The 24,909-nt window shown below is 67.4% G+C and carries 29 protein-coding genes and 2 tRNA genes; 20 read left to right on the top strand and 11 right to left on the bottom strand.

The window, feature by feature from the left end; translation table 11 throughout:
• The first annotated feature begins 113 nt into the window (after positions 1-113).
• Positions 114-1,559, top strand: a complete 1,446-nt coding sequence (locus ACZ48X_RS19380; protein ID WP_336352104.1) for a cytochrome P450 — start codon at positions 114-116, stop codon at positions 1,557-1,559.
• A gap of 44 nt (positions 1,560-1,603) precedes the next feature.
• On the opposite strand, the gene ACZ48X_RS19375 is transcribed toward ACZ48X_RS19380, so the two are convergent.
• A complete protein-coding gene (locus tag ACZ48X_RS19375) occupies positions 1,604-2,050 on the bottom strand; it encodes a TIGR00725 family protein (RefSeq protein WP_336352103.1) in 447 nt (148 codons plus the stop codon).
• A gap of 119 nt (positions 2,051-2,169) precedes the next feature.
• Here ACZ48X_RS19375 and ACZ48X_RS19370 point away from each other — a divergent pair, with 119 nt between their 5' ends.
• The 3 genes from ACZ48X_RS19370 to ACZ48X_RS19360 all read left to right on the top strand — a co-directional run bounded on the left by ACZ48X_RS19370 (position 2,170) and on the right by ACZ48X_RS19360 (position 3,983).
• Positions 2,170-2,727 carry a hypothetical protein gene (locus ACZ48X_RS19370; protein WP_336352102.1) on the top strand — a complete coding sequence of 186 codons (558 nt, stop codon included), beginning with the start codon at positions 2,170-2,172 and terminating at the stop codon, positions 2,725-2,727.
• 69 nt (positions 2,728-2,796) lie between these two features.
• A complete protein-coding gene (locus tag ACZ48X_RS19365; RefSeq protein ID WP_336352101.1) occupies positions 2,797-3,351 on the top strand; it encodes a hypothetical protein in 555 nt (184 codons plus the stop codon).
• Between the two features lie 71 nt (positions 3,352-3,422).
• On the top strand, positions 3,423-3,983 hold the full coding sequence (locus ACZ48X_RS19360; protein ID WP_336352100.1) for a hypothetical protein: 561 nt from the start codon (positions 3,423-3,425) through the stop codon (positions 3,981-3,983).
• A 27-nt stretch (positions 3,984-4,010) separates the two neighbouring features.
• Here the strand turns inward: ACZ48X_RS19360 and ACZ48X_RS19355 are convergent, their stop codons facing one another.
• Positions 4,011-5,996, bottom strand: coding sequence for a 3-hydroxyacyl-CoA dehydrogenase/enoyl-CoA hydratase family protein (locus tag ACZ48X_RS19355; protein WP_336352099.1), 1,986 nt, complete (start codon positions 5,994-5,996; stop codon positions 4,011-4,013).
• A gap of 116 nt (positions 5,997-6,112) precedes the next feature.
• On the opposite strand from ACZ48X_RS19355, the gene ACZ48X_RS19350 reads away from it, so the two are divergent.
• The 3 genes from ACZ48X_RS19350 to ACZ48X_RS19340 all read left to right on the top strand — a co-directional run bounded on the left by ACZ48X_RS19350 (position 6,113) and on the right by ACZ48X_RS19340 (position 9,933).
• Positions 6,113-7,264: an acyl-CoA dehydrogenase family protein gene (locus ACZ48X_RS19350; protein WP_336352098.1), complete on the top strand. Its 1,152-nt coding sequence runs from the start codon at positions 6,113-6,115 to the stop codon at positions 7,262-7,264.
• 141 nt (positions 7,265-7,405) lie between these two features.
• Positions 7,406-9,118 (top strand): sensor histidine kinase, encoded by a 1,713-nt coding sequence (locus tag ACZ48X_RS19345; protein ID WP_336352097.1) that lies wholly within the window; start codon positions 7,406-7,408, stop codon positions 9,116-9,118.
• A gap of 83 nt (positions 9,119-9,201) precedes the next feature.
• Positions 9,202-9,933, top strand: a complete 732-nt coding sequence (locus ACZ48X_RS19340; RefSeq protein ID WP_336352096.1) for a class I SAM-dependent methyltransferase — start codon at positions 9,202-9,204, stop codon at positions 9,931-9,933.
• A 35-nt stretch (positions 9,934-9,968) separates the two neighbouring features.
• Here the strand turns inward: ACZ48X_RS19340 and ACZ48X_RS19335 are convergent, their stop codons facing one another.
• From ACZ48X_RS19335 to ACZ48X_RS19325, 3 genes are all read right to left on the bottom strand, one after another.
• Positions 9,969-10,370 (bottom strand): hypothetical protein, encoded by a 402-nt coding sequence (locus tag ACZ48X_RS19335; protein ID WP_336352095.1) that lies wholly within the window; start codon positions 10,368-10,370, stop codon positions 9,969-9,971.
• 87 nt (positions 10,371-10,457) lie between these two features.
• The gene (locus tag ACZ48X_RS19330; protein ID WP_336352094.1) at positions 10,458-10,865 is read right to left on the bottom strand and encodes a hypothetical protein; all 408 of its coding nucleotides are present in this window, start codon (positions 10,863-10,865) and stop codon (positions 10,458-10,460) included.
• 109 nt (positions 10,866-10,974) lie between these two features.
• Entirely contained in the window at positions 10,975-11,379 is a 405-nt protein-coding gene (locus ACZ48X_RS19325; protein WP_336352093.1) for a hypothetical protein, read from the bottom strand.
• A gap of 156 nt (positions 11,380-11,535) precedes the next feature.
• Between ACZ48X_RS19325 and ACZ48X_RS19320 the strand changes: the two genes are divergently transcribed.
• The 3 genes from ACZ48X_RS19320 to ACZ48X_RS19310 all read left to right on the top strand — a co-directional run bounded on the left by ACZ48X_RS19320 (position 11,536) and on the right by ACZ48X_RS19310 (position 13,354).
• Positions 11,536-12,174 carry a DNA-3-methyladenine glycosylase family protein gene (locus ACZ48X_RS19320; RefSeq protein ID WP_336352092.1) on the top strand — a complete coding sequence of 213 codons (639 nt, stop codon included), beginning with the start codon at positions 11,536-11,538 and terminating at the stop codon, positions 12,172-12,174.
• A gap of 155 nt (positions 12,175-12,329) precedes the next feature.
• Complete coding sequence (locus tag ACZ48X_RS19315; RefSeq protein ID WP_379762915.1) at positions 12,330-13,019, top strand: AzlC family ABC transporter permease; 690 nt, start codon at positions 12,330-12,332, stop codon at positions 13,017-13,019.
• Positions 13,016-13,354 (top strand): AzlD domain-containing protein, encoded by a 339-nt coding sequence (locus tag ACZ48X_RS19310; protein ID WP_336352090.1) that lies wholly within the window; start codon positions 13,016-13,018, stop codon positions 13,352-13,354. The genes ACZ48X_RS19315 and ACZ48X_RS19310 overlap by 4 nt, the downstream gene beginning before the upstream one ends.
• Here ACZ48X_RS19310 and ACZ48X_RS19305 read toward each other — a convergent pair whose 3' ends face one another.
• Both ACZ48X_RS19305 and ACZ48X_RS19300 read right to left on the bottom strand, forming a co-directional pair.
• Entirely contained in the window at positions 13,355-14,710 is a 1,356-nt protein-coding gene (locus tag ACZ48X_RS19305) for a RimK family alpha-L-glutamate ligase (RefSeq protein ID WP_336352089.1), read from the bottom strand.
• Positions 14,711-14,868: 158 nt separating this feature from the next.
• Positions 14,869-15,621 (bottom strand): GNAT family N-acetyltransferase, encoded by a 753-nt coding sequence (locus ACZ48X_RS19300; RefSeq protein ID WP_336352088.1) that lies wholly within the window; start codon positions 15,619-15,621, stop codon positions 14,869-14,871.
• Between the two features lie 96 nt (positions 15,622-15,717).
• On the opposite strand from ACZ48X_RS19300, the gene ACZ48X_RS19295 reads away from it, so the two are divergent.
• The 6 genes from ACZ48X_RS19295 (at position 15,718) to ACZ48X_RS19270 (ending at position 21,262) form a co-directional block, all read left to right on the top strand.
• Positions 15,718-16,758, top strand: a complete 1,041-nt coding sequence (locus tag ACZ48X_RS19295; protein WP_336352087.1) for a succinylglutamate desuccinylase/aspartoacylase family protein — start codon at positions 15,718-15,720, stop codon at positions 16,756-16,758.
• A gap of 238 nt (positions 16,759-16,996) precedes the next feature.
• A complete protein-coding gene (sdhC, locus tag ACZ48X_RS19290; RefSeq protein ID WP_336352086.1) occupies positions 16,997-17,398 on the top strand; it encodes a succinate dehydrogenase, cytochrome b556 subunit in 402 nt (133 codons plus the stop codon).
• Positions 17,398-17,775, top strand: a complete 378-nt coding sequence (locus ACZ48X_RS19285; RefSeq protein ID WP_336352085.1) for a succinate dehydrogenase hydrophobic membrane anchor subunit — start codon at positions 17,398-17,400, stop codon at positions 17,773-17,775. The genes sdhC and ACZ48X_RS19285 overlap by 1 nt, the downstream gene beginning before the upstream one ends.
• A 2-nt stretch (positions 17,776-17,777) precedes the next feature.
• Positions 17,778-18,671 (top strand): succinate dehydrogenase/fumarate reductase iron-sulfur subunit, encoded by an 894-nt coding sequence (locus ACZ48X_RS19280; RefSeq protein WP_336352084.1) that lies wholly within the window; start codon positions 17,778-17,780, stop codon positions 18,669-18,671.
• Positions 18,672-18,705: 34 nt separating this feature from the next.
• Complete coding sequence (locus tag ACZ48X_RS19275) at positions 18,706-20,550, top strand: FAD-binding protein (RefSeq protein WP_336352083.1); 1,845 nt, start codon at positions 18,706-18,708, stop codon at positions 20,548-20,550.
• A gap of 196 nt (positions 20,551-20,746) precedes the next feature.
• Positions 20,747-21,262 carry a histidine kinase gene (locus ACZ48X_RS19270; protein ID WP_336352082.1) on the top strand — a complete coding sequence of 172 codons (516 nt, stop codon included), beginning with the start codon at positions 20,747-20,749 and terminating at the stop codon, positions 21,260-21,262.
• 13 nt (positions 21,263-21,275) lie between these two features.
• Here ACZ48X_RS19270 and ACZ48X_RS19265 read toward each other — a convergent pair whose 3' ends face one another.
• Positions 21,276-21,470, bottom strand: a complete 195-nt coding sequence (locus ACZ48X_RS19265) for a XapX domain-containing protein (protein ID WP_336352081.1) — start codon at positions 21,468-21,470, stop codon at positions 21,276-21,278.
• Positions 21,471-21,565: 95 nt separating this feature from the next.
• On the opposite strand from ACZ48X_RS19265, the gene ACZ48X_RS19260 reads away from it, so the two are divergent.
• Both ACZ48X_RS19260 and ACZ48X_RS19255 read left to right on the top strand, forming a co-directional pair.
• A tRNA-Val gene (locus ACZ48X_RS19260) sits at positions 21,566-21,646 on the top strand.
• A gap of 409 nt (positions 21,647-22,055) precedes the next feature.
• Complete coding sequence (locus ACZ48X_RS19255) at positions 22,056-22,292, top strand: TrmB family transcriptional regulator (RefSeq protein ID WP_336352080.1); 237 nt, start codon at positions 22,056-22,058, stop codon at positions 22,290-22,292.
• An 86-nt stretch (positions 22,293-22,378) separates the two neighbouring features.
• On the opposite strand, the gene ACZ48X_RS19250 is transcribed toward ACZ48X_RS19255, so the two are convergent.
• The 3 genes from ACZ48X_RS19250 to ACZ48X_RS19240 all read right to left on the bottom strand — a co-directional run bounded on the left by ACZ48X_RS19250 (position 22,379) and on the right by ACZ48X_RS19240 (position 24,138).
• Positions 22,379-22,663, bottom strand: coding sequence for a hypothetical protein (locus ACZ48X_RS19250; RefSeq protein WP_336352079.1), 285 nt, complete (start codon positions 22,661-22,663; stop codon positions 22,379-22,381).
• Between the two features lie 92 nt (positions 22,664-22,755).
• Entirely contained in the window at positions 22,756-23,571 is an 816-nt protein-coding gene (locus ACZ48X_RS19245) for an HD domain-containing protein (RefSeq protein ID WP_336352078.1), read from the bottom strand.
• Between the two features lie 90 nt (positions 23,572-23,661).
• The gene (locus ACZ48X_RS19240) at positions 23,662-24,138 is read right to left on the bottom strand and encodes a peroxiredoxin (RefSeq protein ID WP_336352077.1); all 477 of its coding nucleotides are present in this window, start codon (positions 24,136-24,138) and stop codon (positions 23,662-23,664) included.
• Between the two features lie 189 nt (positions 24,139-24,327).
• Here ACZ48X_RS19240 and ACZ48X_RS19235 point away from each other — a divergent pair, with 189 nt between their 5' ends.
• The gene (locus ACZ48X_RS19235; RefSeq protein ID WP_336352076.1) at positions 24,328-24,633 is read left to right on the top strand and encodes a twin-arginine translocase TatA/TatE family subunit; all 306 of its coding nucleotides are present in this window, start codon (positions 24,328-24,330) and stop codon (positions 24,631-24,633) included.
• A gap of 20 nt (positions 24,634-24,653) precedes the next feature.
• Positions 24,654-24,726: transfer RNA gene (locus tag ACZ48X_RS19230), tRNA-Arg, on the top strand.
• The last annotated feature ends 183 nt before the right edge of the window (positions 24,727-24,909 follow it).

Genomic DNA, 24,909 nt, shown 5'->3' with positions numbered 1-24,909 from the left:
CGACGCCCCTTCCTCGAGGACTCGACGTCGGCGACCGGAATCCCGACTTCGTTCATAAGTGAACTAGTCATCTCGACGGAATCGACTTGCCCGAGCCGCGAGGACCTGTGAGTATGAGCGCACCTGCGACTGCCGACGACGAGCGGCCGGACGGCACCGGGGGCGACGGCGGGGCGGCGTACAGGCCGGTCGACCGGGCCGCGATGCGGGGCGAGCGGTCGACGCCGCCGCACGCCGACGGCCTCCCGGGCGTCGGGAAAGTCCTCGAACTGATACGGGACCCGCACGGGTTCTACGAGGACCTCGGGTACGGGTACGACGCGGACGTCGTCGCGTACCGCGTGAACCGGACGCCGGCAGTGATGCTCACGCACCCCGAGTACGTCCAGCAGGTGCTCGTCGAGGACGCCCCGAAGTACCGGAAGGGACACGTCGTGTCGCGAGCGTTCGAGGGGTTCGGGGAGAAGGGACTGGTGGCGAGCGAGGGCGAGGAGTGGGCGCGGGACCGGTCGCTCGTCCAGCCGGCGTTCTACCGGGAGCGCGTGGAGGCGTACGCCGACACGATGGTCGAGGAAGCGGAGCGTGCGGCCGACGAGTGGGCCGACGCGGAGTCGGTGCGCGTGGACGCGGCGACGAAGGAGGTGACGCTCCGCATCATCGCGCGGACGATGTTCGGCACGGACCTCTCCGGGCGCGGGGCGGTCATCCGGGACGCGGCCGACGCCATCCTCTCTCGCGTCGAGCCGACGAACCCGAGCGCGTACCTCCCGGTGTGGGTGCCGACGCCGTCGAACCGACGGTTCCTGAACGCGATGCGTGGCCTGAAGGACGCGATGTCGGAGATGGTCGCCGAGCGTCGCGCGAGCGACGACGCGGACGGCGACGACCTGCTCTCGATGCTCGTCGACGCGGAGTACGACGACGGGGCGACGATGAGCCGCGAGCGCCTCCAGGACCACCTGGTGACGTTCGTGTTCGCGGGCCACGAGACGACCGCGCTCCTCCTGACGTGGGCGCTCCGGTCGCTCGCGCGGAATCCCGGCGCGCAGGCGGAACTCCAGCGGGAGCTAGACGACGCGCTCGCGGACGCCCCCGGTGGTCGCCCGACCGCCGACGCGGTCGCCGACCTGCCGTACCTCGACGCGGTCGTCGACGAGACCACGCGACTGTATCCGCCGGCGTACAACCTGTTCCGCGAAGCGAAGCGGGACGTCGACGTCGGGCCGTTCGAGGTTCCGGCGGGGACGACGGTCACGACGCCCCAGTGGGTCGTCCACCGCGACGAGCGCTGGTACGACGACCCGGAGTCGTTCGTCCCGGACCGGTGGACGCCAGAGATGCGCGAGGCGCTCCCGGAGTACGCGCACTATCCCTTCGGTGGCGGGCCGCGCTCGTGCATCGGGAATCGGTTCGCGACCCTGGAGGCGAAGCTCGTGCTCGCGACGCTGCTCTCGCGGTTCGACGTCACGCCGAAGACCGAGGACGTCGGCGTGCGGTTCACCGCGACGCTCCAGCCCGACCGTCCCGTCCACCTCTACTTCACCGAGCGCACGACCTGAGTCTCGGGTGCCTTGCTCGCGCACGTACACGGCGCCGGGAGCGCTCACTCTCCGAGCGCGTCCGTGACGTACGCGACGGCGTCCCGGGGCGAGTCCGCCGCATAGACGCCGTCGACGTCGTGCGTGCCGAGGCCGGCGACCGGGCGGTCGTAGATGCCCGCGTACCCGAGTTCGCTGAGCGTCCCGTGCCCACCCTCGATTGCGATTACGGCGTCGCCGTTCAGCGGGACGAGCGCGTTCCGTGCGTGCCCGAGGCCGGTCGCGATCGCGACGTCGACGTGTTCGTTCGCGCCCCCACGGTCCTCGCCGGGGAGGATTCCTATCGTCGTCCCACCCGCTTCCTTCGCGCCGGCGCACGCTGCGGCCATCACGCCGCCGCGGCCGCCACAGACGAGGTCGTGTCCGGCTTCGGCGACCAATCGACCGACCTCGCGCGCTCGCTTCAGGTCCGCCTCGCCCGCGTTCCCGCCGCCGATGACGCTCACTCGCATACGGGAGTCGCCGGCCGGGAACTGTACGAATCTACCGGTCGCAACCGACTCCAGGGCCGGGGTCGCGAGCGAGAGCACGCGTCGGAATCGCTTTGTCACGGCGCTGTGAGGACTCGTCTATGGTTCGCATCGAGGACCTCGTGCCGGGATTCGTCGCGAGGCGCGTCCCCCGGCGCCCCGAGTGGGTCGAGGAGAACCAGCGCGACCCACGAACCGCTGCGAGGGTCTACGGATACTTCGCGTTCGGGTTCTCCACGCTGTTCTTCCTCGTCTTCGCCGTCGGGAACCCGCTCGCACTCGCGTACGTCCCGCTCGTGGTCGCGAACGCCGTGGGGTGGACGTGGTTACTCTGGTCGCTGCGCATCCCAGGGGACGGCGAGGTATCGAGACGAACCACGCTCACGACCGGCCTCGCCATCGGAACATTCTCCTGGCTGACCGTCGGCCCGCTCATCTCCACCGCCGGCCTTGCGGCCAGGGTCCTCGGTGGAGAATCCCTCGCCCTCGGGAACGCCCTCGGCATGACGCTCGGCATGGGGCTGTTCTTCTCCATCTGGGGATTCGTGTTCACGCTCGGCATCCCGACCGTCGCGAGCCTCGGGCTCGCGCTCTGGATGCTCGACGACGAGGAACGCGGCGACCTGGAGCGACGGAAGTCGGACTACCAGTTCCAGTGACCGACGCCTCCCGGCTCGCGACCGAGCGCCCCCGGACTTTTGTCACAGCACCGTGAACTCTCGAGCGATATGGGCGTCGAGGACCTGCTCACGGGCTTCGTCGAGCGACGACTCCCGGAGCGACCCGAGTGGGTCGCAGCGAATCCGCGCACCCCCCGCGTCGCCGCTCGCGTCTACGGGACGTTCGCGTTCGCGTTCTCGACGCTGTTCTTCGCGATCGCCGCGTTCGTCGTCGTGCACCCCGGGACGCTCGTGTTCGTGCCGGTCGTCGTCGCGAACGCGGTGGCGTGGACGTGGGTCCTCTGGCACGCGTTCGTCCCCGACTCGGGAGCGCTCTCGCGTCGCCGAACCGTCGCCGTGGGGACGGCCATCGGCACGCTCTCCTGGCTCACCGTCGGCCCACTCGTCTTCGCCACGCAGACCGGGTACTCGGCGCTCACCGGCGCGGCGAGAGCACCCACCCTCTCGAACGTCCTCGCGGGCGGGACGGTCTACTCGATCGGCGGGTTCGTGGCCACGCTCGGCATCCCCACCGTCGCGAGCGTCGCCCTGGCACTCTGGACGCTCGACCACGAGGAGCAGAGTGGCCGCGAGAAACGCGAATCGACGTATCAGTTCCAGTGACGCGGCGCACTCGGGGCAGACGGTTCCCTACCCGGTCGCTTTTGTGACCGGGCCGTGCACGTCAGAGCCGTATGCGCGTCGAGAACCTCGTCCCTGGTTTCGTGGCGCGACGCGTCCCGGACCGCCCCGAGTGGGTCGCGTCGAACGCGCGGGATCCAAGAACGGCTGCCAGGGTGTACGGCGCGTTCGCATTCGTGTTCACTGCCCTACTGGTCGGCATCCCGGCACTCGTGATGATGGAACCCATCGGCGTGCTCTGGGTTATGCTCGTCGTCGTGAACGCCGCCGCGTGGGCCTGGGCGCTCTGGTGGGTTCGGATTCCCGATGCCGGGGCAGTCTCGCGACGGAACGCGCTCTGGACCGGACTCGGCATCGGGTCGCTATCCTGGCTGACTGTCGGCCCGCTGTTGTCCATCGGCTACACGGTCGGTACTTACCTCGGTGAGGGCACGATACCGACGCTCAACATCATCTGGAACGGGGTCGCGTACGGGGTGTACTACACGATTGGCGGATACGTCCTCACGCTCGGCATCCCGACCGTCGCGAGCGTCGCGCTCGCACTCTGGACGCTCGACTACGAGGACCGAAGCGGCCGCGAGAGAAGAGAATCGAACTACGACCTCGAATAGGAGATTCGCGGAGCCGCGGTCAGACGCTTACTTCCCTTCGAATTCGGGGTCGTCGTCGCCGAAGAACGCGTTGATGCCCTCGTGGACGTCCTCGCTGCCGACGACGTGCCCGAAGCCCATCGACTCGACTTCCAGGCCGGCCTCGTGGTTGTCCCAGCCCTTGTGCATCGCGCGCTTCGTGAAGCGCTGCGCGAGCGGCGGGCCGCCGGCGAGCTTCTCCGCGTACGCGAGCGCCTCCTCGTCGAAGGACTCGGCGTCGTACACCTCGTTCACGAACCCGAACCCTTCCATCTCCTCGGCGGGGAAGCGCTCGGCGGTGAAGATGATCTCCTTCGCGCGCCCCATGCCGACGATGCGCTGGAGGCGCTGCGTGCCGCCCCATCCCGGGAGGAGGCCGAGGTTGAACTCGGGCTGACCGAACTCGGAGCGCGAGGACGCGACGCGGACGTCAGCGCACGTCGCGAGCTCCATCCCGCCGCCGAGACAGTAGCCGTCGATGGCCGCGACGACCGGCATCTCGATCTCCTCGAGGCGCCCGAACGTCTCCTGGCCGTACTTCGAGAGTTCGACCGCGCCGAAGGGGTCGGCGCCGCCGCCGGCGATACTCATGAAGTCCGCACCTGCGGAGAACGCCTTCGAGCCCGCCCCGGTGAGGAGGAGCGCGCGCACGTCGTCGTCCTCGTCGACCACGTCGATCGCGGCGTCGAGCTCCTCGATGAGCTCCAGGCTGATGGAGTTCATCTGCTGGGGCCGGCTGAGTTCGATCTGCGCGACCTTGTCGCCGGGGTACGTGAGTTCGAGCGTCTCGAAGTCGACCGCGCCGTCCTCGTCGTCGCCGTCGTCGTCGTAGAACCCGCCTTCCTCGACGACGGTCGCGAGGTAGTCGAACGCCTCATAGCGCGGGTGCCCGCTCTCCTCGTGCGCGTCGTCGAGCGCCTCGGCGAGCGCCGCGACGCCGTACTCGTCACAGAACTTCGCCGGGCCCTTCGGCCAGCGCCCGCCGAGTTTCACTGCCGTGTCGATCTCCTCGGGGCTGGCGACGTCGTCGCCGACGAGGAACGCGACCTCGTTCGCGAGCGCCGCGAGCAGGCGCTCCTTGACGGTCTCGTTGAAGAGGTCGTCGTCCATCGGGACCTCGGCACCGTCGCCGTCCTCGTAGTCGTAGAAGCCCTTCCCGGACTTCTGACCGAACTCCTCGTTCTCGACCTTCTCGACCATCATCGGCGCGGGCTCGTAGCGGTCGCCCGCGACCTCGTGCATGTAGTCGAGGACGTGGTAGCCGACGTCGATGCCGACGTAGTCCGAGAGCTCGAAGCTCCCCATCGGGAGGCCGATGTCGAACTTCGTCGTCGCGTCGACCTCCTCGATGGTTGCGACGCCCTCGTCGACGAGCCACGCGGCCTCGTTCATGAGGGGGACGAGGATGCGGTTCACGATGAACCCGGGGACGTCCTTGCGGACGCGGACGGGCGTCTTCCCGAAGTCCTCGGCGAGGTCCTCGACGAGGTCGAGCGTCGAGTCGTCGGTGTGTGCGCCGGAGATGACCTCGACGAGGTCCATCCGGATCGGCGGGTTGAAGAAGTGCATCCCGCAGAAGCGCTCGGGGCGCTCCGTGAACTCGGAGAGGTCCGTGATCGAGAGCGAGGACGTGTTCGTCGTGAAGACGGTGTGGTCGGGCGCGTACGCTTCGACGTCCGTCCACGTGTCCTCCTTGACGTCCATGCGTTCGGGGACGGCCTCGATGACGACGTCCGCGTCCGCGACGGTCTCCTCGAGGTCGACGAGGGGTGTGACGCGGTCGAGCGCGTCGTCGGCGTCCGCTTCGGTGATCTGTTCGCTGTCGGCGAGCTTGCCGAGCGACCACTCGATCTTCTCGTAGCCGCCCTGGACGAACTCGTCCTTGATGTCCCGCATGTTGACGTCGTAGCCGGCGAGGGCCGCGACCTCCGCGATGCCGTGGCCCATGTTACCTGCGCCGAGAACTGCGACGGTGTTGACTTCTTCCAACTCCATGGACGAGAAGTCAACTGGCAATCGTTTCAAGGTTTCCCTTAGCGAACCCACCAACTCCTGTCTAGTTTACCGGCGGGTACATACCTTTTTAACGAACAATGCGTTAATGGTTTACTATGGACTTCGCGCTCTCAGACGAGCAGAAACAGATCAAGGAAGAGGTCGCTCGATTCGCCGAGAACGAGATCGAACCGGTCGCCCAAGAGTACGACGTCGAGGAGAAGTACCCCTGGGACATCATCGAGAAGGCCGCGGACGCGGGCCTGCTCGGCGCGCACATCCCCTTCGAGTACGGCGGCGCCGACTACGGGAACCTCGAGTCCGCGCTCATCACCGAAGAGCTGTTCGCGGTCGACCCCGGTATCGGCCTGTCGCTGACCTCGACGAGCTTCGGCGCGGACGCCATCATGGAGTTCGGGACCGAGGACCAGAAGGAGCGCTTCCTCGAACCCATCCCGAAGGGTGACGCCATCATGGGCGCCGCCATCAGCGAACCCGACACCGGCAGCGACGTCTCCTCCGTCTCGACGCAGGCGGAGAAGGACGGCGACGAGTGGGTGATCAACGGGAACAAGATGTGGATCACGAACGGGTCCATCGGCGACTACTACGTCGTCCTCTGCGAGACCGACCCGGACGCCGAGGGCCGCTACAACGGCTTCAGTCAGATCGTCGTCGAGGCCGACCGCGACGGGTTCGAGTCCGAGAAGATCACGGGCAAGCTCGGTATCCGCGCGAGCGACACCGCGGAACTCATGCTGAACGACGTGCGCGTCCCCGAGGAGAACCTCATCGGGAACCGCGGCATGGGCTTCCTCCAGCAGATGCAGTTCTTCGACGAGACCCGTACCGCCGTCGCCGCGCAGGGCGTCGGTATCGCGAAGGGCGCGAGCGAGGCGGCGCTCTCCTACGCGCAGGAACGCGAGCAGTTCGACCGCCCCATCAGCGACTTCCAGGCCATCCAGCACAAGCTCGCCGATATGCACACGCGCACCGAGGCGGCGCGCATGCTGACGTACAAGGCGGCGTGGAACGTCGACCAGGGCGAGGACATCACGCAGCTCGCGTCGATGGCCAAGGAGTTCGGGTCGCGCGTCGCGGTCGACGTCGCGAACGAGGCCGTCCAGATCCACGGCGGCGCCGGGTTCGTGAACGACTTCCCCGTCGAGCGGTTCTACCGGGACGCGAAGATCACGCAGATCTACGAGGGCACGACCGAGATCCAGAAGAACATCATCGCGCGCGAGCTCCTCGGCAAGGGCTACTGACGCGACTGTTCGCGGACGACTGACGCGACGAACCGACTCGTTCGTCGTCCGGTGGGCCGTAAGACGTTTTCCGGTGACCGCGCAAGTCAGTGGTAACGGTTGTCAGTATCCTTGTTGTTCAAGGCTCCAGTCTGGTACCTTTTGCTGCTGGCGAGCACTGCAGCGGTCTCGGTCTGGACGCTCGTCAGCCTGCGTCGCGAGGACCCCACCGACCTGACCAGGTTCCTCCAGTTACTGCTGGTGGCCGTCCTCGCGTGGACGACGATGGCGTTCTTCGACGGCCTCGGTATCTCGCCGTCGGTGACGTACGCGTTCACGAAGCTGACGTACCTCGGGATTCCGGTGGTTCCGACCGCGTGGCTCCTGGTCGCGCTCGAGTACAGCGACCGAGTCGACGCCGTCAGCGACCGACTCCTCGCGGGGCTCGCGGTCGAACCGGTGCTCGTGAACGTCGTCGTCTGGACGAACGGCTCCCACGAGTTGTTCTGGGAACTGGACTGGTCGCGCGCGGTGACGCCCATCGTCGACGGCGGGCACGGCGTCCTGTTCTTCGCGCACGTCGGGTACATGTACGTCGTCACGATGGTGGGCGTGGCCGTGATGGTGGACGTCATCCGTCGCCGCGAGCGCCTGTTCCGACGGCAGAGTCTCGTGCTCGGTGCGTGTGCGGTCGTGCCGATGGCCGCGAACGTCCTGTTCGTCGCCGAGGTCGTGGCCGTCGACCCGACGCCGCCGGCGTTCCTCGTGAGCGGTATCGCGTTCTACTGGGTGGTGTCGAGCGCGGACGTCGCGTCCGTCTCGCCGATCGCGCGCCAGACGGTCATCGACACGATGGCGGCAGGGATGTTCGTCGTGCGCGACGGCCGGCTCGTGGACGTGAACCGGCAGGCGCGCAGGTTGTTCGGCGTGGACGAGGACGCTGACGTCGTCGGGGACGCGGTCGTCGATCATCTACCTGACTCGGTGTTGTTCGCGCGGTTCGACGGCGTCGTGGAGACGACGGAGACGGTGGCCGTCGACACGCAGCGGGGCCGCGAGCACTATCAGGTCGACGTCTCGCCCGTCGTCGACGGCGACGAGCGCGTCGGACGGTTGTTCCTCGTGCAGGACGTCACCGAGCGCGTGGAGCGCGAGCGCGAGCTCGAGCGGAAGAACGACCAACTGGAGGGGTTCGCGAGCGTCGTCAGTCACGACCTCCGGAACCCGCTGAACGTCGCGGGGGGCTACGTCGAGCTCATCGAGTCGACGACCGACGACGAGGCCGTCCGAGAGTACGCGGCTGAGGCGGCGACGGCGACCGAGCGCATGGAGACGCTCATCGAGGACATCCTCGCGATGGCGCGCGAGGGCGACGTCGTCGAGAACCCGGACCCGGTGGGTGTCTGGACGGTCGCGCAGCGAGCGTGGGGGACCGTCGACACCGCCGAGATGACCCTGGAGGCGGCGAGCGAGGCGGCGACGACGGCGGTGGTGCTCGCGGACGCGGACCGCCTCCAGCGGCTGTTCGAGAACGTGTTCCGGAACGCTCGCGAGCACGCCGGCGAGGCGGTGACGGTGACCGTCGGCGTGGACGGGTTCGACGACGAGACGGTACTCGACGTCGACGACCGCGCGTTCTGGGTGGCCGACGACGGACCGGGCCTCCCCGCGGACGACGCCGACTCGGTCCTCGAGGAGGGCTTCACGACGAACGACGACGGCACGGGCTTCGGGCTGGCGATCGTCCGGGAGATAGCCGAAGGCCACGGGTGGACGGTCGTCCCCGAGGAGAGCGAATCGGGCGGTGCGAAGTTCCGGTTCCTCGGCGTCGCGACTGCCGACCAGACGGCGGTCGCGACGGCGGACGACGACTGACGTTCGCGCCAGCGATCACGTCGAATGCTACCGTTGCCCACGCTATCCGGGCTTTTTTCGAGTGGGTCGCTGTCGGTACTCGCATGACCGAAGTGTTCGCGCGAGCGCTTCACGACTGGTACCACGACGAGTACGACGGCCCGCTCCGGTATCTCGACGGCGAGGAGACGGTCGAGCACGACGTCGCGGGATACTTCGACGCGTGGTCGCTGGACGACGGCGACGCGCTCGCCGATCTCGAAGCGCCGGTACTCGACCTCGGGGCGGGCGCGGGCCGGCAGGCGCTCGCGGTCCAAGACCGGTCGACGCCTGCCGACGGGGCGCGTGCGACGGTGACGGCGGTGGAGCCGAGCGAGTTCCTCGTGGACGTCCTCCGGGACCGTGGCGTCGAGCGCGTCGTGCAGGCGGACATGTTCTCGCTCCGCGAGCACTTCGAGCGCGACGCGTTCCGGGGTGCGTACAGCGTCGGCACCCAGACCGGCATCGCGAAGTCGCTCCCCGGGTTGCGGGCCTTCCTCGGCGATCTGGCGCACGTGACGACGCCGGACGCGACCGCCGTCTTCGACGGCTACGACCCGAGTCACGAGACGACCCGGGACCTGATCGGGTTCCGCGAGGACCCCGCCGGCGAGCGAGCGTTCCGCGTCGTGCAGTACGAGTACGCCGGCGATCTCGGCCGGCCGTGGCTCTTCCGCCTGTTCACGGCCGCGGAGATACGGGACGCGGTCGTTGGCACCGACTGGACGGTCGCAAAGCTACGCGACGGCGACGGCGACTGGGAGCACACGTACACGGTGACGCTCGCGAAGCAGTGACTTGCTGAAACGAGCGACTGGCGGAATCGACCCCGTCAGGCGAGTGCGTCCTCGCCGCGGTAGACGAGGACGTACCCGGTGGCGAGCGAGAGCGACCACGCGACGAACATCGGGAGCGGGTCGCGGGGCGCGCGCCAGAGGTCGAAGACGAGGACGAGCGTGGAGACGACGAGCACCCACGCGATTGCGGCGGCGAACGCGGCGACGACGAAGTGCCCTAGGCGGTCGAACGAGTACGTCCCGAGTTCGAACGCGACGGTGCCGCCGATGCCGATGCCGAGGACGAGGGGGACGACGAGGGCGCCGAGTGGCTCGCCGAACGCGTCGTCGCCGAGCGCGAGGAACGGTAGCGAGACGAGGACGAACGCGAAGAACGTGTACACGACCTCGACGCCGAGACCGAACCACGCCTGCAGTCGTTGTTCGAGGTCGGCCATGCTCTCGGTGTCGCCACTAGCCCCCGTGAGGGTTTCGGTCCGCGGTCGCGGGCCTCGGAGGGCTGAGCCGCGGGCGACCCGCCTGTGTCATCGGAACAGCTGGCGTTCCTGCCAGTAGACGACGACGTACGCGGTGGCGAGGGCGAGCGTCCACGCGGTCGCGATGGGCGCGGGGTCGCCGGGGTCGGTGGCGAGGTCGAGCGCGAGGACGACGCCGGCGACGAGTGCGCCCCACGCGAGCGCCCCGGCGACGGCGACGAACAGGAACTCGCCGAGGCGGCCGAGCGACCAGTCGCCGGCGACGTAGGGATAGCTCGCGCCGAACGCGAGGACGAACGTGAGGATGGGGGCGAGCGCGCGGAGGAACGGGGAGCCGACGAGGGAAGCGACGAGGGAGAGCGTCGGGTACGCGACCGCGGCCACGCCGAGGAACGCGAACGCGAAGTCGACGGTGGCGAGCAGCCACGACCGGACGCCGCTGGCGGTGTTCTCCATACTGACCCTACTCTCCTCGGATACCTGACGCTATCGGTGTGGGCGGGAGAGGGCGTCTCTCGGGTGCGGCGGCAAGCATCGACGGCGCCGCGCCGCGTCGTCGACCGCGTCAGGACGCGCCGAACGAGGACGCGCTCCCGTGCTCGTAGTCGACGTCGACGGCGTCGCTGTAGACGCCGACGTACGCGGTGGCGAGCGCGAGCAGGCCGGCGTAGAGGAACGGTCGACGGTCACCTGCAGGGATGGCGACGCCGGCGAGCGTCATGACGGCGGCGACGGCGACGAGCCACGCGAACGAGCTCGCGGCCGTCACGCCGATGAACTTCGCGAGCCGGCCGAGCGACAGGTCGCGAGCCGCGAACGCGACCGCGCCGACGAGACCGGCGGCGCCGGCGACGAACCAGACGCGTGCACCGAGCGGCGAACCGAGGACCGCGTCCGCGAGCGCGCTGATTGGGAAGACGATAGCGACGACGCCCAGGAACGCGAGGGCTGCGTCGACGGCCGTGGTCATGGACGTCCGAACGTCGAGTTCGGCTCGTTCCATGTCCGCCAGAACGCCGCTCGACGCCCGTCTGAGTCCGGCCAAATCGTCTAGCCCGGGTCGCGGACGGTCGGCGTCGCCACCGGAGTCGTGAACGCTAACCGCCCGGACGGCGTACGATCGGGCGTGACAGACGACGCCGACGCGCCAGCGACGGACCCGCACGCGTTCCTCCGCGACGACGAGATACTCGGTCCCGTGGTCGCCGAGCACGGCGAGTTACACGTCGAGACCGCCGACGACCTCTTCGAGCGCCTCGTCACGTCCATCCTCCGCCAGCAGGTGTCCATGGCGAGCGCCGCCGCGACCCGCGAACGGCTGTTCGACGCGGTCGACGTGACCCCCGCAGGCATCCGGGCCACCGACGACGACGTCCTCCGGGACGCCGGCCTGTCGCGCCAGAAGACGCGGTACGTCAACGAGGTCGCCGACGCGTTCGAAGAGCACGGCTACTCCGTCGAGTCGTTCGCCGACGAGAGCGACGACGCGGTCCGCGACGCACTCACCGCCATCACGGGCGTCGGCGAGTGGACCGCGAACATGCAGCTCCTGTTCGCGCTCGGCCGCGAGGACGTCTTTCCGGTCGGCGACCTCGGCGTCCGCAAGGGCATGCAGCGCGTGTTCCCCGACGGCGACGACCTCACGCGCGCCGAGATGCGCGAGCGCGCCGAACGCTGGAAGCCGTACCGGAGCTACGCCGCCCTCTACCTCTGGCGCGTCGACGAGGACGTCGCCGAGAGCGTCGACGAGGTCGTCGAGGACTGACCGCGAAGCCACCCGAGCCGGTCGCATCGACCGTCGCGACTGCCCCGACCCAAAGACCGATTGGTGGGGGCGTCGTCGGATTCTGGCATGACCGAGACGAGAGCGTCGCCGCCGGTGATGTCGCCGTGAGCGCTCGCGCCGACGCGCTCGACGGCATGCGAGCGATGACGCCGTTCCTCCTCGGCGTCGTCCCGTTCGGCCTCGTCTACGGCGTCACCGCTGTCGACCGCGGACTCCCGCCGACCGTCGCCGCGGCGATGTCCGCGGTCGTGTTCGCGGGCGCCGCCCAGCTCGCCGCCGTCGAACTGCTGGCCAAGGGATCGCCCGCGGCCGTCGTCGTCGCGACCATCCTCGTCGTGAACCTCCGCTACCCGATGTACGCCGCGAGCATCGCTCCGCACTTCCGCGCGTTCTCCACTCGCTGGCGCGCGCTCCTCGCGTACCTCATGACCGACCAGGCGTACGCGGTCGCGCTCGTCGACTACCAGGACAACGACCGGAGTCCGTCGCGCCGCAAGTGGTACTACGTCGGCGCCGCCGCGACGCTCTGGGTCGTGTGGCAGATCGCGACGATAACGGGCGTCCTCGTCGGCGCACAGGTCCCGCCCGGGCTCTCGCTCGAGTTCGCCATCCCACTGACGTTCCTCGCCCTCCTCGTTCCGAACGTCAAGGGCGCACCGAGCGCGCTCGCCGCCGTCGTCGGCGGCGCCGGCACCGTCCTCGGCACGAATCTTCCCTACGACGTCTCGCTCGTCGTCGCCGCCCTCCTCGGCGTGCTCGCCGCGACCGCGCTCGAAGTGACGCGCGAGACGCCGAACGACACCCCCGCAGGTGAGGGCTCGTGACCGCCAGCGACGCGACGCTCTGGCTCGTCGTCCTCGCCGGTGGCCTCGGCACGTTCGCGCTCAAAGCGTCGTTCGTCGTCGTCGTCGGCCGCGTCGACGAGATCCCACCCCGGGTCGAACGCGCACTCGAGTTCGTTCCCGCAGCCGTCCTCGCCGCGCTCGTCGTCCCCGCGGTGATCGTCGTCGAACCCACAGCCACGGTCCTCCCCGCGGTCGCGTACTCCCCGAAACTCCCGGCCGCGGCACTCGCGGCGCTCGTCGCCTGGAAGACCGAGAACGTGCCCGCGACGATAGCCGTCGGGATGGCCGCACTCTGGACGCTCGAAGCGCTCTGACTACTCCTCGAGGCTCTCCTCCTCTTCCTCGTTCGCCTCGTCGTTCCCGTCGACGGTCTTCGAAACGTCCACCTGGTAGTTCCCGAGGATGTCCCGCCCGAGCAGGAGCGGGTAGTCCATGTGACTGCGGTCCTCGACGCTCGCCGTGACCGTGTGCTGGCGGCCGCCGACGCCGACCACGAGGTCGACCACGGGCCGGGACTTCCCGGACTTCAGGCTCCCGGACTTCACCTTCATCACGGACTTGATCGGGCCCGCGCCGATCTCCGCGGCGAGACTCGTGTCGATGCTCGTCCGCGTCGCGCCCGTGTCGGACTTCGCCACCACCGTCTTCGACCCCTGCGTGCCGTGCACGACGACCTCCTCGGTGTACCCGACGATGACGGGTTCGTCCGAGTCCGACGTCGGCAGCCGCGGCTTACACGACGGCACCGAATCGTCGAGCGTCGCGGAGAGCTCGCGCACGCGCTCCTGGTCGACCGTCCCGCCGGCGCGCTCGATGGCGAGCTTCGCGATGTACGGCGCCGGACTCCGCCCGGTCGCCTCGTACAGGCCCTTGAAGCCCGCGGTCGGGTTGACCTCGAGCACGAACCAGCCGTCGTTCCCCTCGACGATGTCGACGCCAGCGTAGTCCAGGCCGACGACCTCGGAGGCCTTCGTCGCGATGTCGACGACCTCCTCGGGGAGGTCGTCGGTCGCGTCCTCGACGCTCCCGCCGAGCGCGACGTTCGTCCGCCAGTCGTTGTCCGGTGCATACCGGTACATCGCGCCGACGACGTCGTCGCCGACGACGTACACGCGGATGTCGCGGTGCTTCTGGCCGTCGCGCTCGATGAGCGACTGCAGGAACGCGTACCGGTTCCCGACCTTCGGGTTCACGTGCTCGTCGCGCGTGACCTTCCACGTCCCACCGCCGTGCGTGCCGATAGCGGTCTTGTACACCGCTTCCTCACCGAAGTCGTCGCGCGCGGCGTTCAGCGCCGTCGAGTCGAGCGCCATCAGCGCGTCCGGGACCTGGATATCGGCCTCTGCGAGCGCACCGGCGGTCGCGAACTTGTGGGACGCACGCAGCGTCGCGTTCGGCGTGTTCAGCATCGGTCGCAGGCTCTGAATCGTGTTCGCGATACCGAGCTCCTCGCAGGGCTGCTCGGTGTTCGAGAGCAGCATCCGGTTCGCGACCACGTCGACGTCGGGTGTCAGCTCCACGTCGTCGCCGCGCACGCGAATCGTCGTGTTCTCCTCGCGGAGCCACTCGGGTTCGTGCCCGAGGTCCTCGACCGCGTTACAGATCGCTTTGGACTCCTTGCTGTTGTGGAAGCTGAGAACGCCGACGCGTACACCGGAAGAACCGTTCATGTCCATACCCACTCACGGGGGTTCCAAAAGCGTTCCCTGATAGACTTGTATCAAGCGCGTGAGGGTCTCAGTCACTGTTTCCCCGACGGCTTCGACGTGACCGCCGGACGGCGACGGCCTTCGTATCCAGGCCGTCGAACGTTGGGTTCGCGCGGCGTTCAGAGGTACGACGCGTCCCAGCGCGTCGCCTTCCGGCGGTTCTCGCAGTCGTTGCACTCGACGACGCCCATCGAGTCCATCGACACGTCGAACGAGTGGCACGCGCCACAGAAGAACCCGTACTTCTGCTCGCGGTCCGGGTCGCTGTACGCCGTGTACAGCGGGCCGTTCGACCCGCGGTCGGCCTCGCTGTAACTCACGTACACCGACCGACCGTCGACGTCGTACTCGTCGAGGCTCTCCCACTCCGTCCCGCCGGACTCGCCCTGCACGTAGATGGCCTCGGCGTAGGATTCGTCGCCGACCTCCACCTCGCGTTCACCGGCGCGCGTGAACCCGTGCCCCTCGTAGAACGCCGTCCCCAGGTCGTTCCCCTCCAGGACGACGCCCGTGATGCGTTCCGCGCCCGCGTCGACGAGCGCCTCCTGCGCGCGAACGAACAGGCGCGACCCGACGCCGTCACCGCGCGCGTCCGGATGCACGTGCAGCCAGAGCACGCGCCCCTCCACGGGGTCCTTCGAGACCGTCTCCGCCTGCACGAACCCGACGACGTCGTCGTCCTCGACGGCGACGTACAGGAGCGCGCCCTCGGCGGTCACTTGCGCCGCGAGCGTGTCAGCACCGTACCATTCGTCGAGCGCGGCGTCGATGGTCTCCGGATCGAGGAACGAATCGTAGGACTCGTGCATCGACGCCGCGGCGGTCCGCCGCATCGCTTCGAAGTCGTCAGCAGTCGCGTCACGTACCTCCATGACAACCAGTACGACACCATCCGTAATAACGGTCCGTCCCAACTTCACCGGTGCGCGACCTGCAGGCATTTACGTGCCGACGACCGAAGGCGAGTCATGAGCGACGACGCGGCGGACGCGTTCACGTACAACGGGGGCCGCGTGGACCCCGGGGAGACCGCGAACATCCGCTACGGTATCAGCGAGACGTACCTCGGTGACCCAGTCCGCATCCCAGTGACCATCATCAACGGCGAGCACGCCGGCCCGACCGTGTTCCTCTCCGCGGCCGCGCACGGCGACGAACTGAACGGCATCGAGGTCGTCCGCGAGGTCGCCCACGAGTGGGACCTCGCGGACCTCCGGGGGACGCTCGTCTGCATGCCCGTCCTGAACGTCCCCGGGTTCCTCGCGCAGCAACGCTACCTCCCGATCTACGACCGCGACCTGAACCGGTCGTTCCCGGGACGCGAGGACTCGACGAGCGCGAAGCGCATGGCGCACCGCATCTTCACGAACTTCGTGGAGCCGTGCGACCTCGGCATCGACCTCCACACGTCAACGCGCGGCCGAACGAACATGCTCCACGTCCGCGCCGACATGGCCGACGACGACGTCTCGCGCCTCGCGAACGCGTTCTCCTCGAACGTCATCATCTCCAGCGACGGCCCCAGCGGCACCCTCCGCCGGGAGGCCAGCGACGCCGGCGTCCCCACCATCACCATCGAGATGGGGGAAGCCCACCGCTTCCAGCGTCGCCTCATCGACCGCGCGCTCGACGGCGTCCGGAGCGTCCTCGCCGAGTACGGCCTCCTCGCGCAGGAGGCCGTGAGCTGGCCGGGGTGGCGGACCGTCGTCGAGGACAACGACGAGAAGACGTGGCTGCGCGCCGACGCCGGCGGCATGGTCGACATGCACTTCGAGTGCGGGAGCCTCGTCCACGAAGGCGACCGCATCTGCACCATCACGAGTCCGTTCAAGGAGGACAACACCGCCGTCGAAGCCCCGTTCACGGGCGTCCTCGTCGGCATCCTCGAGAACCCCGTCGTCTACCCGGGGAACCCGCTCTGTCACCTCGTCGAACTCGACGAACCGACGCGGCGCGCGCTCGAACGCGACCAGACGCCGACCGCCGTCGACGCGCCCGCGAACGCCTGACTCCATCGACGCGCCCGCGAACGCCCGGTCGAGCAGCGCGAGCGCGACCACCCACTGACCGTCGCGCGACCGAACGGGTTCGGTTCGAACGCCGCCAACCGTCGCTCGCACACCGTCGACTCGTTCTGCGACACCGCCCAGCCAGCGAGAACCCCCGTCGCGACGCCGTCGAACCGCCATCTTGGACGCCGAGGTAGTAACTTCTATACCGGTACGGTCCAAGCGTCCCGCATAGAGCATGAGCCAGTCTTACAACCGCGGTCTCGTCGAGGACTTCGGCCGGTGGAAGGAGTTCCAGGCCGGCATGTGGGCGTGGATCTTCCACAAGTTCACCGGATGGATCCTCGTCGGCTACCTCTTCACGCACATCGCCGTCCTCTCCACGGCAACGACCGGCGCAGAAACGTACACGCAGACGCTCCAGAGTCTCGAAAGCATCTTCATCGTTCGCATCCTCGAGATCGGGCTGCTGTCCACGGCCGTCTTCCACATCCTGAACGGCACGCGACTGCTGCTCGTCGACCTCGGCATCGGGCTCGGGTCGCAAGATAAGAGCTTCTACGCGTCGCTCGTCCTGACGGGCGCGATCGTCGTCGCGAGCGTTCCGACGTTCCTCGCGGGCCTCGGAGGTGGCGCCTGATGGCCGCAGAGACCAGTGGCGCGCCGACGTCCTTCGAGCGCGGTGGCTGGGGCTGGCTCTTCCAGCGCATCACCGCGGCGTTCCTCATCGTCGTTCTCGCGTTCCACTTCTTCCTCCTGCACTTCTACCACCACGCGTACGAGATCACGTTCGCCGGCACGTCCGCGCGGATGAGTCAGGTCGGGTACTTCGCGACGATGTGGCTGTTCCTCGTCACCGCGACGTTCCACGGCGTCAACGGCATCTACAACGCGATGGTGAACCAGGGCATCAAGGGCATCCAGAAGCGCGCGGCACAGGGCATCCTCGGCCTCGCCGGAGTGTTGCTCGTCGTGCAGGGCACGCGCGTCGCACTCGCGATGACGGACCTCGTCTAACAATGAGCACGCAAGTACCAGAACAGGAAGCGGAGGCGGAGTCGAGCGCCGAGGCGGAGGCTGACGCGTCGGCCGAATCACCCCAGGACAAGCGGATGGCGAAGAAGGCCGAGGCCGCCAGCTATCGGGACGCCCAGAAGAAGGCCCAGGAGGAGATCGAGGCCGCCGAGCGCTCGGTCCAACTGAAGGTCTTCCGGTACGACCCCGAGGTCGAAGGGAAACAGGAACCGCGGTTCGACGAGTTCCACGTCCCGTTCACGAAGGGGATGACGGTCCTGGACGCGCTCATGTACGCGCGCGACCACTACGACCCGTCGCTGACGTTCCGGCACTCGTGCCGGCAGGCGGTCTGTGGGTCGGACGCGATGTTCGTCAACGGCCAGCAGCGTCTCTGTTGTAAGACCCAGATGAGCGACCTGGACTGGCCGGTTCGCGTCGAACCGCTCCCGCACCAGGACGTCGTGAAGGACCTCGTCGTGGACATGCAGCACTTCTACGACCAGATGCACTCGGTGGAGCCGTACTTCCAGGGCGACGAGAACGCGCCGAGTGGTGAGGAGCAGAAGCAGACCCGGGAGAACCGCGAGAAGATCAAGATGAGTACGCGCTGCATCTGGTGTGGCGCGTGCATGTCCTCGTGTAACATCGCGGCGGGCGACAACGAGTACCTGGGGCCGGCGGCGATCAACAAGGCGTACCGGTTCTACATGGACGAGCGCGAGGACCAGGAGGAGCTCGAGGAGCACCGACTCCGCATCCTCGAACAGGAACACGGCGTCTGGCGGTGCCAGACGCAGTTTTCGTGCACCGAGGTCTGTCCGAAGGACATCCCGCTCACCGAGCACATCCAGGAACTCAAGCGCGAAGCCGTGAAGAACAACCTGAAGTTCTGGTAGACAACTTCAAGTCATCGAATCCTAAGCACTCAACATGTACGAACACGACGTAATCGTGGTCGGCGGTGGCGGCGCGGGACTCCGCGCGGCGATCGCTGCCCACGAAGAAGGCGCGGACGTGGCTATCGTCACGAAACTCCATCCGGTGCGCTCGCACACGGGCGCGGCGGAAGGCGGCATCAACGCGGCACTCCGAGAGGGCGACGACTGGGAGTTGCACGCGTACGACACGATGAAGGGCTCGGACTACCTCGGGGACGCCCCCGCGGTCGAGACCCTGGCGCAGGACGCCCCGGAGGAGGTCATCCAGATCGAGCACTGGGGGATGCCGTTCAGTCGCGAGGACGACGGCACCGTCAGCCAGCGGCCGTTCGGCGGGCTGTCGTTCCCGCGAACGACGTACGCGGGCGCCGAGACCGGGCATCACCTCCTGCACACGATGTACGAGCAGGTCGTGAAGCGAGGTATCGAGGTGTACGACGAGTGGTACGTGCAGGACGTCGCGGTCACGGACGAGGACGACCCGAGCGAGCGCACGTGCCACGGCTGCGTCGCGATGGACATCAAGACCGGCGAGATTGCCGGCTTCAAGGCGAAGAACGGCGTCATCCTCGCGACTGGCGGCCCCGGGCAGGCGTTCGACCACACGACGAACGCGGTCGCGAACACCGGTGACGGGTACGCCATCGCGTACCGCGCCGGCGTGCCGCTGGAGGACATGGAGTTCGTGCAGTTCCACCCGACGACGCTCCCGAGCACTGGCGTTCTCATCTCCGAAGGCGTCCGCGGGGAGGGCGGTATCCTCTACAACGCCGACGGGGAGCGGTTCATGTTCGAACACGGGTACGCGAACAACGAAGGCGAGCTCGCGAGCCGCGACGTCGTCTCCCGCGCCGAACTGACGGAGGTCAACGAAGGGCGTGGGTTCGAGGACGAGTACGTGATGCTCGACATGCGTCACCTCGGCGAGGAACGCATCATGGACCGCCTGGAGAACATCCTCCACCTCGCGGAGGACTTCGAGGGCGTGGACGGGCTCGTCGAGCCGATGCCGGTCAAGCCCGGGCAGCACTACCAGATGGGTGGCGTCGAGACCGACGAGAACGGGCACACCTGTATCGAGGGCCTGTACGCGGCCGGCGAGACGGCGTGCGTGAGCGTGCACGGCGCGAACCGCCTCGGCGGGAACGCGCTCCCGGAACTCATCGTGTTCGGTGCGCGCGCCGGCAAGCACGCCGCAGGTGCCGACATGGGCGAGCCGAAGATCGAGACGGGCGAACGCGGCGACATCGAGTACGACGACACCGAGATGCCGGTCCAGCCGGGCGAAGCCGGTATCAGTGGCGCCGGTGGCGAGACCGCTGCCGCGGACGGTGGCGCGGTCACGCAGGACCCGACCGCAGTCGTCGAACGCGAGGTCGAAGCCGAACGCGAACGCGTCGAGGAGATGCTCTCGAAGGAAGAGGGCGTGAAGCACTCCCAGATCCGCGAACGCCTCCAGAAGACGATGACGCAGAACGTGAACGTCTTCCGCGAGGAGGAAGGCGTGAAGCAAGCACTGCGGGACATCCGCGACATCCGCGAGGCCTACGAGGACGTGTACGTCGAGGACCCGAGTCGCACGTTCAACACGGACCTCCAGCATACGATCGAGACGCGGAACCTCATCGACATCGCCGAGACGATAGCGATGGGCGCGCTCGTCCGCGACGAGTTCCGCGGCGCGCACTGGCGCAAGGAGCACCAGGAACGCAAGGACGAGGAGTGGCTGAAGCACACGCTCATCGGATGGCACGACGGCGAACCCCAGGTGTTCTTCCGTCCGGTCATCCTCGAGGGCGAGAACAAGACGTACGAGCCCAAGGAACGCTCGTACTGAACGCTCCCGACTCGCGCTTTCGTCGACCGTATCCGTTCCTCGTTCTCGACCCGCGAGCACCGCGTCTCGAAAACGGCAGCCTACTCGGTACCGGCGAGCGTTCTTCCCGCACCTTCCCGGGCCGTGAAACGTGGTCCTGCGGGCACGATATGGTCAATATTACATTACGCTCGTCGCGTCTACGTACCCCCAATCGATGGCTACTGAGACGACCCAATCACCACCGGAGGTCGCAGACCCGTTCGGGGGCGATTGGCGACTGGGACTGGCAAGTGGGCTACTGGGTGGACTCGTCTCCGGCGCGGTGGTATCCGTCATCGACCCGTTAGTACTCCGCGAGATGATTCCGGCGTTGTACGGGGTCGACCCACCGGGCGATGCGGTCCTCGGATGGATACTCCACGTCCTGCACGCGAGCGTTCTCGGGATCGCCTTCGCCGTCATCATCGGACTCAGCGACCGGTCAGGGGCCGATGCTCGGGAGCAGATCGGGGCCGGGCTCCTCTTCGCGCTCGGCGTCTGGGTCGTCCTGACAGCGCTCGCGATGCCACTCTGGCTCGGGGTCGTCTCGTCGGTCTCGCTCCCGTTCCCGTACGTGTCGAGCGCGATGCTCGCCGGACACGCCGTGTTCGGCGTCGTCATGGGGACGATCTACTACGCGTTCGACGCACCGGAAGAGGACACGAAGAACCAAGGTGTCTCCGGCGACTGAGGGCTCCTCGTTCTCAAAGCGGAATCGCGTCCGCGACCGCGCCGACGAGATCGAAGTGCTCGACGAGTTTGAATCCGGCGTAGATGCCGACGATACCCATGACACCAGCGAGCGCGGGCGGTGCCGGTATCGGTGCGTCGACGAGCGCGAACACCGCACCAGCGATCAACCCCGTCAGCGTCGCGAAGACTATCTCTGCGATACTCATAACGACCACGTGCTTGCGCGCAGGAGCGGTTAAGGCGTTCGTTTCGATTCGCCGACCAACGCCCCTATCAGACATCGACTCGAACCGCCGGCCGTGGAAGGGTAGCTCAGTGGGAGAGCAGTCCACGAACGCGATTCGTGGAGAGGCTTCGCGTGGTTCGAATCCCGCCCCTTCCGCTCACTCGCTGCGCTCGTTCGCGGAAGTGGCGTAGTCCCACTCGCTCGCTACGCTCGCTCGCGGGACTCCCGCCCCTTCCTCGCTACAAACGAAGATTAGTGACGATCACGAAGACGGGACTCGAAGCCTCCCAGTCGCGCACAGCGAACGCAGTGAGCGAGCACGTCTGGGTTCGGTTCGAACTCCGTCGCTCCCCCTTGTCCTGTCGTGTTCTCGACGATGGTCGTCGTCAGTCGAAGAACACGCAAGCGTTGCCAGTGGCGCGAGACGGTCTCCAGTGGTGTCTGAGCGAGCGTCTCTCGCTGCGGGCGTGGCACGTCCAGCCGTCGTCGTCGGCAACCCCCCGATAGTTTCGACGAGTGTCGACACGGAGATTTATGGTCGTCGAACTTTTGGGTTCGTTCTACCATGACTGCCACCACTCGCGCGCGAACGGACGCGACACCCGTCGTTCCGGAGAGCATCGAATCGCCGCAAGCGAAGCTCGTCTACGTCTACCTCGCACAGGAACGCGACGCGAGCGTCGACGACCTCGCGGACGCACTCGGCCTCCGCAAACTCGGTCTGTTCGACGTCATCTCCACGCTCGAAGCCGACGGGCACGTCGAACGTCACGGTGCCGAACGCGTCTCCGTCACTACCTGACGACGACCGACGCATCGAACGACCAAACGCACCGCCGCGGCGAACGAGCCGCGGGTCGACGAGTCGCCCGACCGTCGAGGAAACACTCAATCGTCGACGAACCGGTCGTAGACGAGATCGCCGAGGAACCCACCGACGAGTAGCGGCAGTATCACGTACCCCATGAGCTGGAGGAGAACCAGCGTGAACCATCGCGATAGCGACTCGTGGGGCGGCCAGAGCATCGCGAGGACCTCGCCGACGTAGCTCCAGGAGAGCGCGACGAACGCCAGGAAAACCACCGCCGAACACGCCAGACGCACGCGGAGACGGCCGGCGTCGCGGTCGCTCTCCAGCGGCGGGTCCGGCCAGTCGCGGTCCGCTTCGGTCACGCTCGACGGTCGGGACCACGACGACAGAAAGCTTGCGCTCGCGGCACCAACCTATGGAACGGGAAGCCCCGTCGTTCAGGACGGGGAGGATGTCAGAGCTCGATGCGTTCGACGAGCTCGTCGCCGTTACTCGTCGACTGGATAGCCACGATACGGATCTCGTGTTCGAGCATCGAATCCTGGAGCTTCGCCTTCAGGAGGTTGTCGACCTGGTAGACGCCCGCTGCCGAGTTCATCTCGATCTCGACGAGCACCGGATGGTCCTCGCCCGACGAGAGCGAGACGCTCTCTATCGCCTGACTCGATATCGTATTGATGCCACGGCCACCGCGCTCGTACGGCATCCGCGACCGCCCGCTCTCCATGTCGAGCGCGTCCGCGACCCGGACCACGCCGGCCTCCTTCGTGAGCGGTATCTCCTCGGTGTGATGACAGAGGATGGCGTGCAGGACCTCGCCCTTCACGCGAACGCACTCCGGTTTCGTGTAGAACTCCGGGAGGATGCGGTCGAGTTCGTCGGACGCGAGCGGTATCGAGTAGTACGAGTGGTTGTCGCGATGCACGACGTGCCCGATGTCGTGGAGGGTCGCAGCGAGTGCGACGATGACCGCCTCGTCCTCCTCGTCGAGGCCCTGTTGTTTCGCGCCATTGAACTCGACGCCCGCGCGCTTCAGGAGGTCGTACAGGCAGAGTGCTCGATGCCGAACGATCTTGATGTGCTTCACGCCGTGGTCGTTGTACCCCTTGCGGTCGACCGCGTTCACGTTCTGCGCCTCGAGGTACGTCTGTATCTCCGGGTCGTTCTCGACGAACTCGAGGACCGCGTTCAGTTTCTCGTCCGGAAACGCGTGCTCGCCCTTCGGCGAGTACACACGACCGTTCCCGGTGTCACTTTCAGTGTCGCTCATACCGCGTCGTGGCGCTGCGGAAAGAAGAATCCTCCGTCGAGTCGGTCCGTCTTCGCGGGTTGCCGGCCGCGACACGTGGGGTCGAGTCGGTCAGTCGGCGGCGTCGGCAGCAGTCGCAACCTCGTCGTAGTCGGGTTCCACGCTCGGGTCGTCGCTCACCCACGCGTACGTTATCGTCCGGTCACTATCCAGGACGAAGACGGCGCGCTTCGCGAGCCCGTGCAGGCCGATGTGGTCGAAGCTCGTGCGGACGTCGTACGCGTCGATGATGTCCTTCTCGTGGTCGCTGACGAGCCCGAACGAGAGGTCGTTCTGAGCGCGGAACTCGTTCAGTGAGAACGGCGAGTCGGTGCTGACGCCGTACACGGTCGCGTCGACGTCCTCGAACGCACTCAACCGATCGCGGAACGAACACATCTCGGCCGTGCAGACGCTCGTGAACGCTCCGGGGAAGAACGCGAGGACGACCGGGCCGTCCGCGACGGCGTCCGAGAGCGTGATCGATTCGACGTCGCCGGTCGCGACTGGTGCAGTGAACTCGGGTGCAGTGTCGCCTTCGTCGACCATCACCGCGACACTTGTGGAAGCATCGGCATACCGGTTGCGCTCGCGGAGCCCCTGACGTGTGTTCACACGGGGTTTCGAATCCTCGGCCCAGGAGCGAGTTCGTGTCGATACCTGAACTGGAGTGGTTCGTTCGCGTCGGTCGGACGAGCAAAAAGCCTATATTTGGCGTCGGGTAAGCGTGAGGTAGAGATGGCACTCGAAACGATTCCGACATTCATTGGGGGACTCGGTGCGCCAGAGATGGTCATCGTCTTCCTCATCGCGGTCCTGCTCTTCGGAGCGAACAAGATTCCCAAGCTCGCGCGCTCGACCGGTGAAGCGATGGGCGAATTCCAGAAAGGCCGCGAAGAAGTGGAGGAGGAACTGCAGGACATGCGTGAGGGCCCGTCCAGCAGTAACGACAGCGCGTTCGACGACGACAGCTCGTTCGACGAGACGACGACCACCGACACGTCCACCGACGCGTCCACGGACACGTCCACGGAAACGAACTGATTCTCCACCACGCCCCTCGCGGGCGTGTGGCCTAGCGGATAGGGCGGGAGGTTCCTAACCCCCCGATCGCGGGTTCGAACCCCGCCACGCCCGTGTCTGCACCGAACGCACGTGAGGAGCAACACGGGCATGCGGGGTTCGAATCAGAGAGCGAACGAAGTGAGCGACCGTGGTTCGAATCCCGTCACGCCCGCTTCACTCACTTCGTTCGTTCAGCGAGCGTTCCTGAGTCCCACTCGCGATGCTCGCGGGACTCCCGTCAAGTCCGGTTCCGCC

The sequence above is a fragment of the Halorubellus litoreus genome (genome assembly GCF_055378595.1).
The sequence above is the reverse complement of the archived record's forward strand: the minus strand, read 5'-3'. Positions and strand labels throughout refer to the sequence as shown.

What these genes read in the sequence shown, in the direction of transcription:
- ACZ48X_RS19380 (WP_336352104.1), top strand. Translation starts at nt 114, where the DNA reads ATGAGCGCACCTGCGACTGCCGACGACGAGCGGCCGGACGGCACCGGG.
- ACZ48X_RS19375 (WP_336352103.1), bottom strand. Translation starts at nt 2,050, where the DNA reads ATGCGAGTGAGCGTCATCGGCGGCGGGAACGCGGGCGAGGCGGACCTG.
- ACZ48X_RS19370 (WP_336352102.1), top strand. Translation starts at nt 2,170, where the DNA reads ATGGTTCGCATCGAGGACCTCGTGCCGGGATTCGTCGCGAGGCGCGTC.
- ACZ48X_RS19365 (WP_336352101.1), top strand. Translation starts at nt 2,797, where the DNA reads ATGGGCGTCGAGGACCTGCTCACGGGCTTCGTCGAGCGACGACTCCCG.
- ACZ48X_RS19360 (WP_336352100.1), top strand. Translation starts at nt 3,423, where the DNA reads ATGCGCGTCGAGAACCTCGTCCCTGGTTTCGTGGCGCGACGCGTCCCG.
- ACZ48X_RS19355 (WP_336352099.1), bottom strand. Translation starts at nt 5,996, where the DNA reads ATGGAGTTGGAAGAAGTCAACACCGTCGCAGTTCTCGGCGCAGGTAAC.
- ACZ48X_RS19350 (WP_336352098.1), top strand. Translation starts at nt 6,113, where the DNA reads ATGGACTTCGCGCTCTCAGACGAGCAGAAACAGATCAAGGAAGAGGTC.
- ACZ48X_RS19340 (WP_336352096.1), top strand. Translation starts at nt 9,202, where the DNA reads ATGACCGAAGTGTTCGCGCGAGCGCTTCACGACTGGTACCACGACGAG.
- ACZ48X_RS19335 (WP_336352095.1), bottom strand. Translation starts at nt 10,370, where the DNA reads ATGGCCGACCTCGAACAACGACTGCAGGCGTGGTTCGGTCTCGGCGTC.
- ACZ48X_RS19330 (WP_336352094.1), bottom strand. Translation starts at nt 10,865, where the DNA reads ATGGAGAACACCGCCAGCGGCGTCCGGTCGTGGCTGCTCGCCACCGTC.
- ACZ48X_RS19325 (WP_336352093.1), bottom strand. Translation starts at nt 11,379, where the DNA reads ATGACCACGGCCGTCGACGCAGCCCTCGCGTTCCTGGGCGTCGTCGCT.
- ACZ48X_RS19315 (WP_379762915.1), top strand. Translation starts at nt 12,330, where the DNA reads ATGCGAGCGATGACGCCGTTCCTCCTCGGCGTCGTCCCGTTCGGCCTC.
- ACZ48X_RS19305 (WP_336352089.1), bottom strand. Translation starts at nt 14,710, where the DNA reads ATGAACGGTTCTTCCGGTGTACGCGTCGGCGTTCTCAGCTTCCACAAC.
- ACZ48X_RS19300 (WP_336352088.1), bottom strand. Translation starts at nt 15,621, where the DNA reads ATGGAGGTACGTGACGCGACTGCTGACGACTTCGAAGCGATGCGGCGG.
- ACZ48X_RS19295 (WP_336352087.1), top strand. Translation starts at nt 15,718, where the DNA reads ATGAGCGACGACGCGGCGGACGCGTTCACGTACAACGGGGGCCGCGTG.
- sdhC (WP_336352086.1), top strand. Translation starts at nt 16,997, where the DNA reads ATGAGCCAGTCTTACAACCGCGGTCTCGTCGAGGACTTCGGCCGGTGG.
- ACZ48X_RS19285 (WP_336352085.1), top strand. Translation starts at nt 17,398, where the DNA reads ATGGCCGCAGAGACCAGTGGCGCGCCGACGTCCTTCGAGCGCGGTGGC.
- ACZ48X_RS19280 (WP_336352084.1), top strand. Translation starts at nt 17,778, where the DNA reads ATGAGCACGCAAGTACCAGAACAGGAAGCGGAGGCGGAGTCGAGCGCC.
- ACZ48X_RS19275 (WP_336352083.1), top strand. Translation starts at nt 18,706, where the DNA reads ATGTACGAACACGACGTAATCGTGGTCGGCGGTGGCGGCGCGGGACTC.
- ACZ48X_RS19270 (WP_336352082.1), top strand. Translation starts at nt 20,747, where the DNA reads ATGGCTACTGAGACGACCCAATCACCACCGGAGGTCGCAGACCCGTTC.
- ACZ48X_RS19265 (WP_336352081.1), bottom strand. Translation starts at nt 21,470, where the DNA reads ATGAGTATCGCAGAGATAGTCTTCGCGACGCTGACGGGGTTGATCGCT.
- ACZ48X_RS19255 (WP_336352080.1), top strand. Translation starts at nt 22,056, where the DNA reads ATGACTGCCACCACTCGCGCGCGAACGGACGCGACACCCGTCGTTCCG.
- ACZ48X_RS19245 (WP_336352078.1), bottom strand. Translation starts at nt 23,571, where the DNA reads ATGAGCGACACTGAAAGTGACACCGGGAACGGTCGTGTGTACTCGCCG.
- ACZ48X_RS19240 (WP_336352077.1), bottom strand. Translation starts at nt 24,138, where the DNA reads ATGGTCGACGAAGGCGACACTGCACCCGAGTTCACTGCACCAGTCGCG.
- ACZ48X_RS19235 (WP_336352076.1), top strand. Translation starts at nt 24,328, where the DNA reads ATGGCACTCGAAACGATTCCGACATTCATTGGGGGACTCGGTGCGCCA.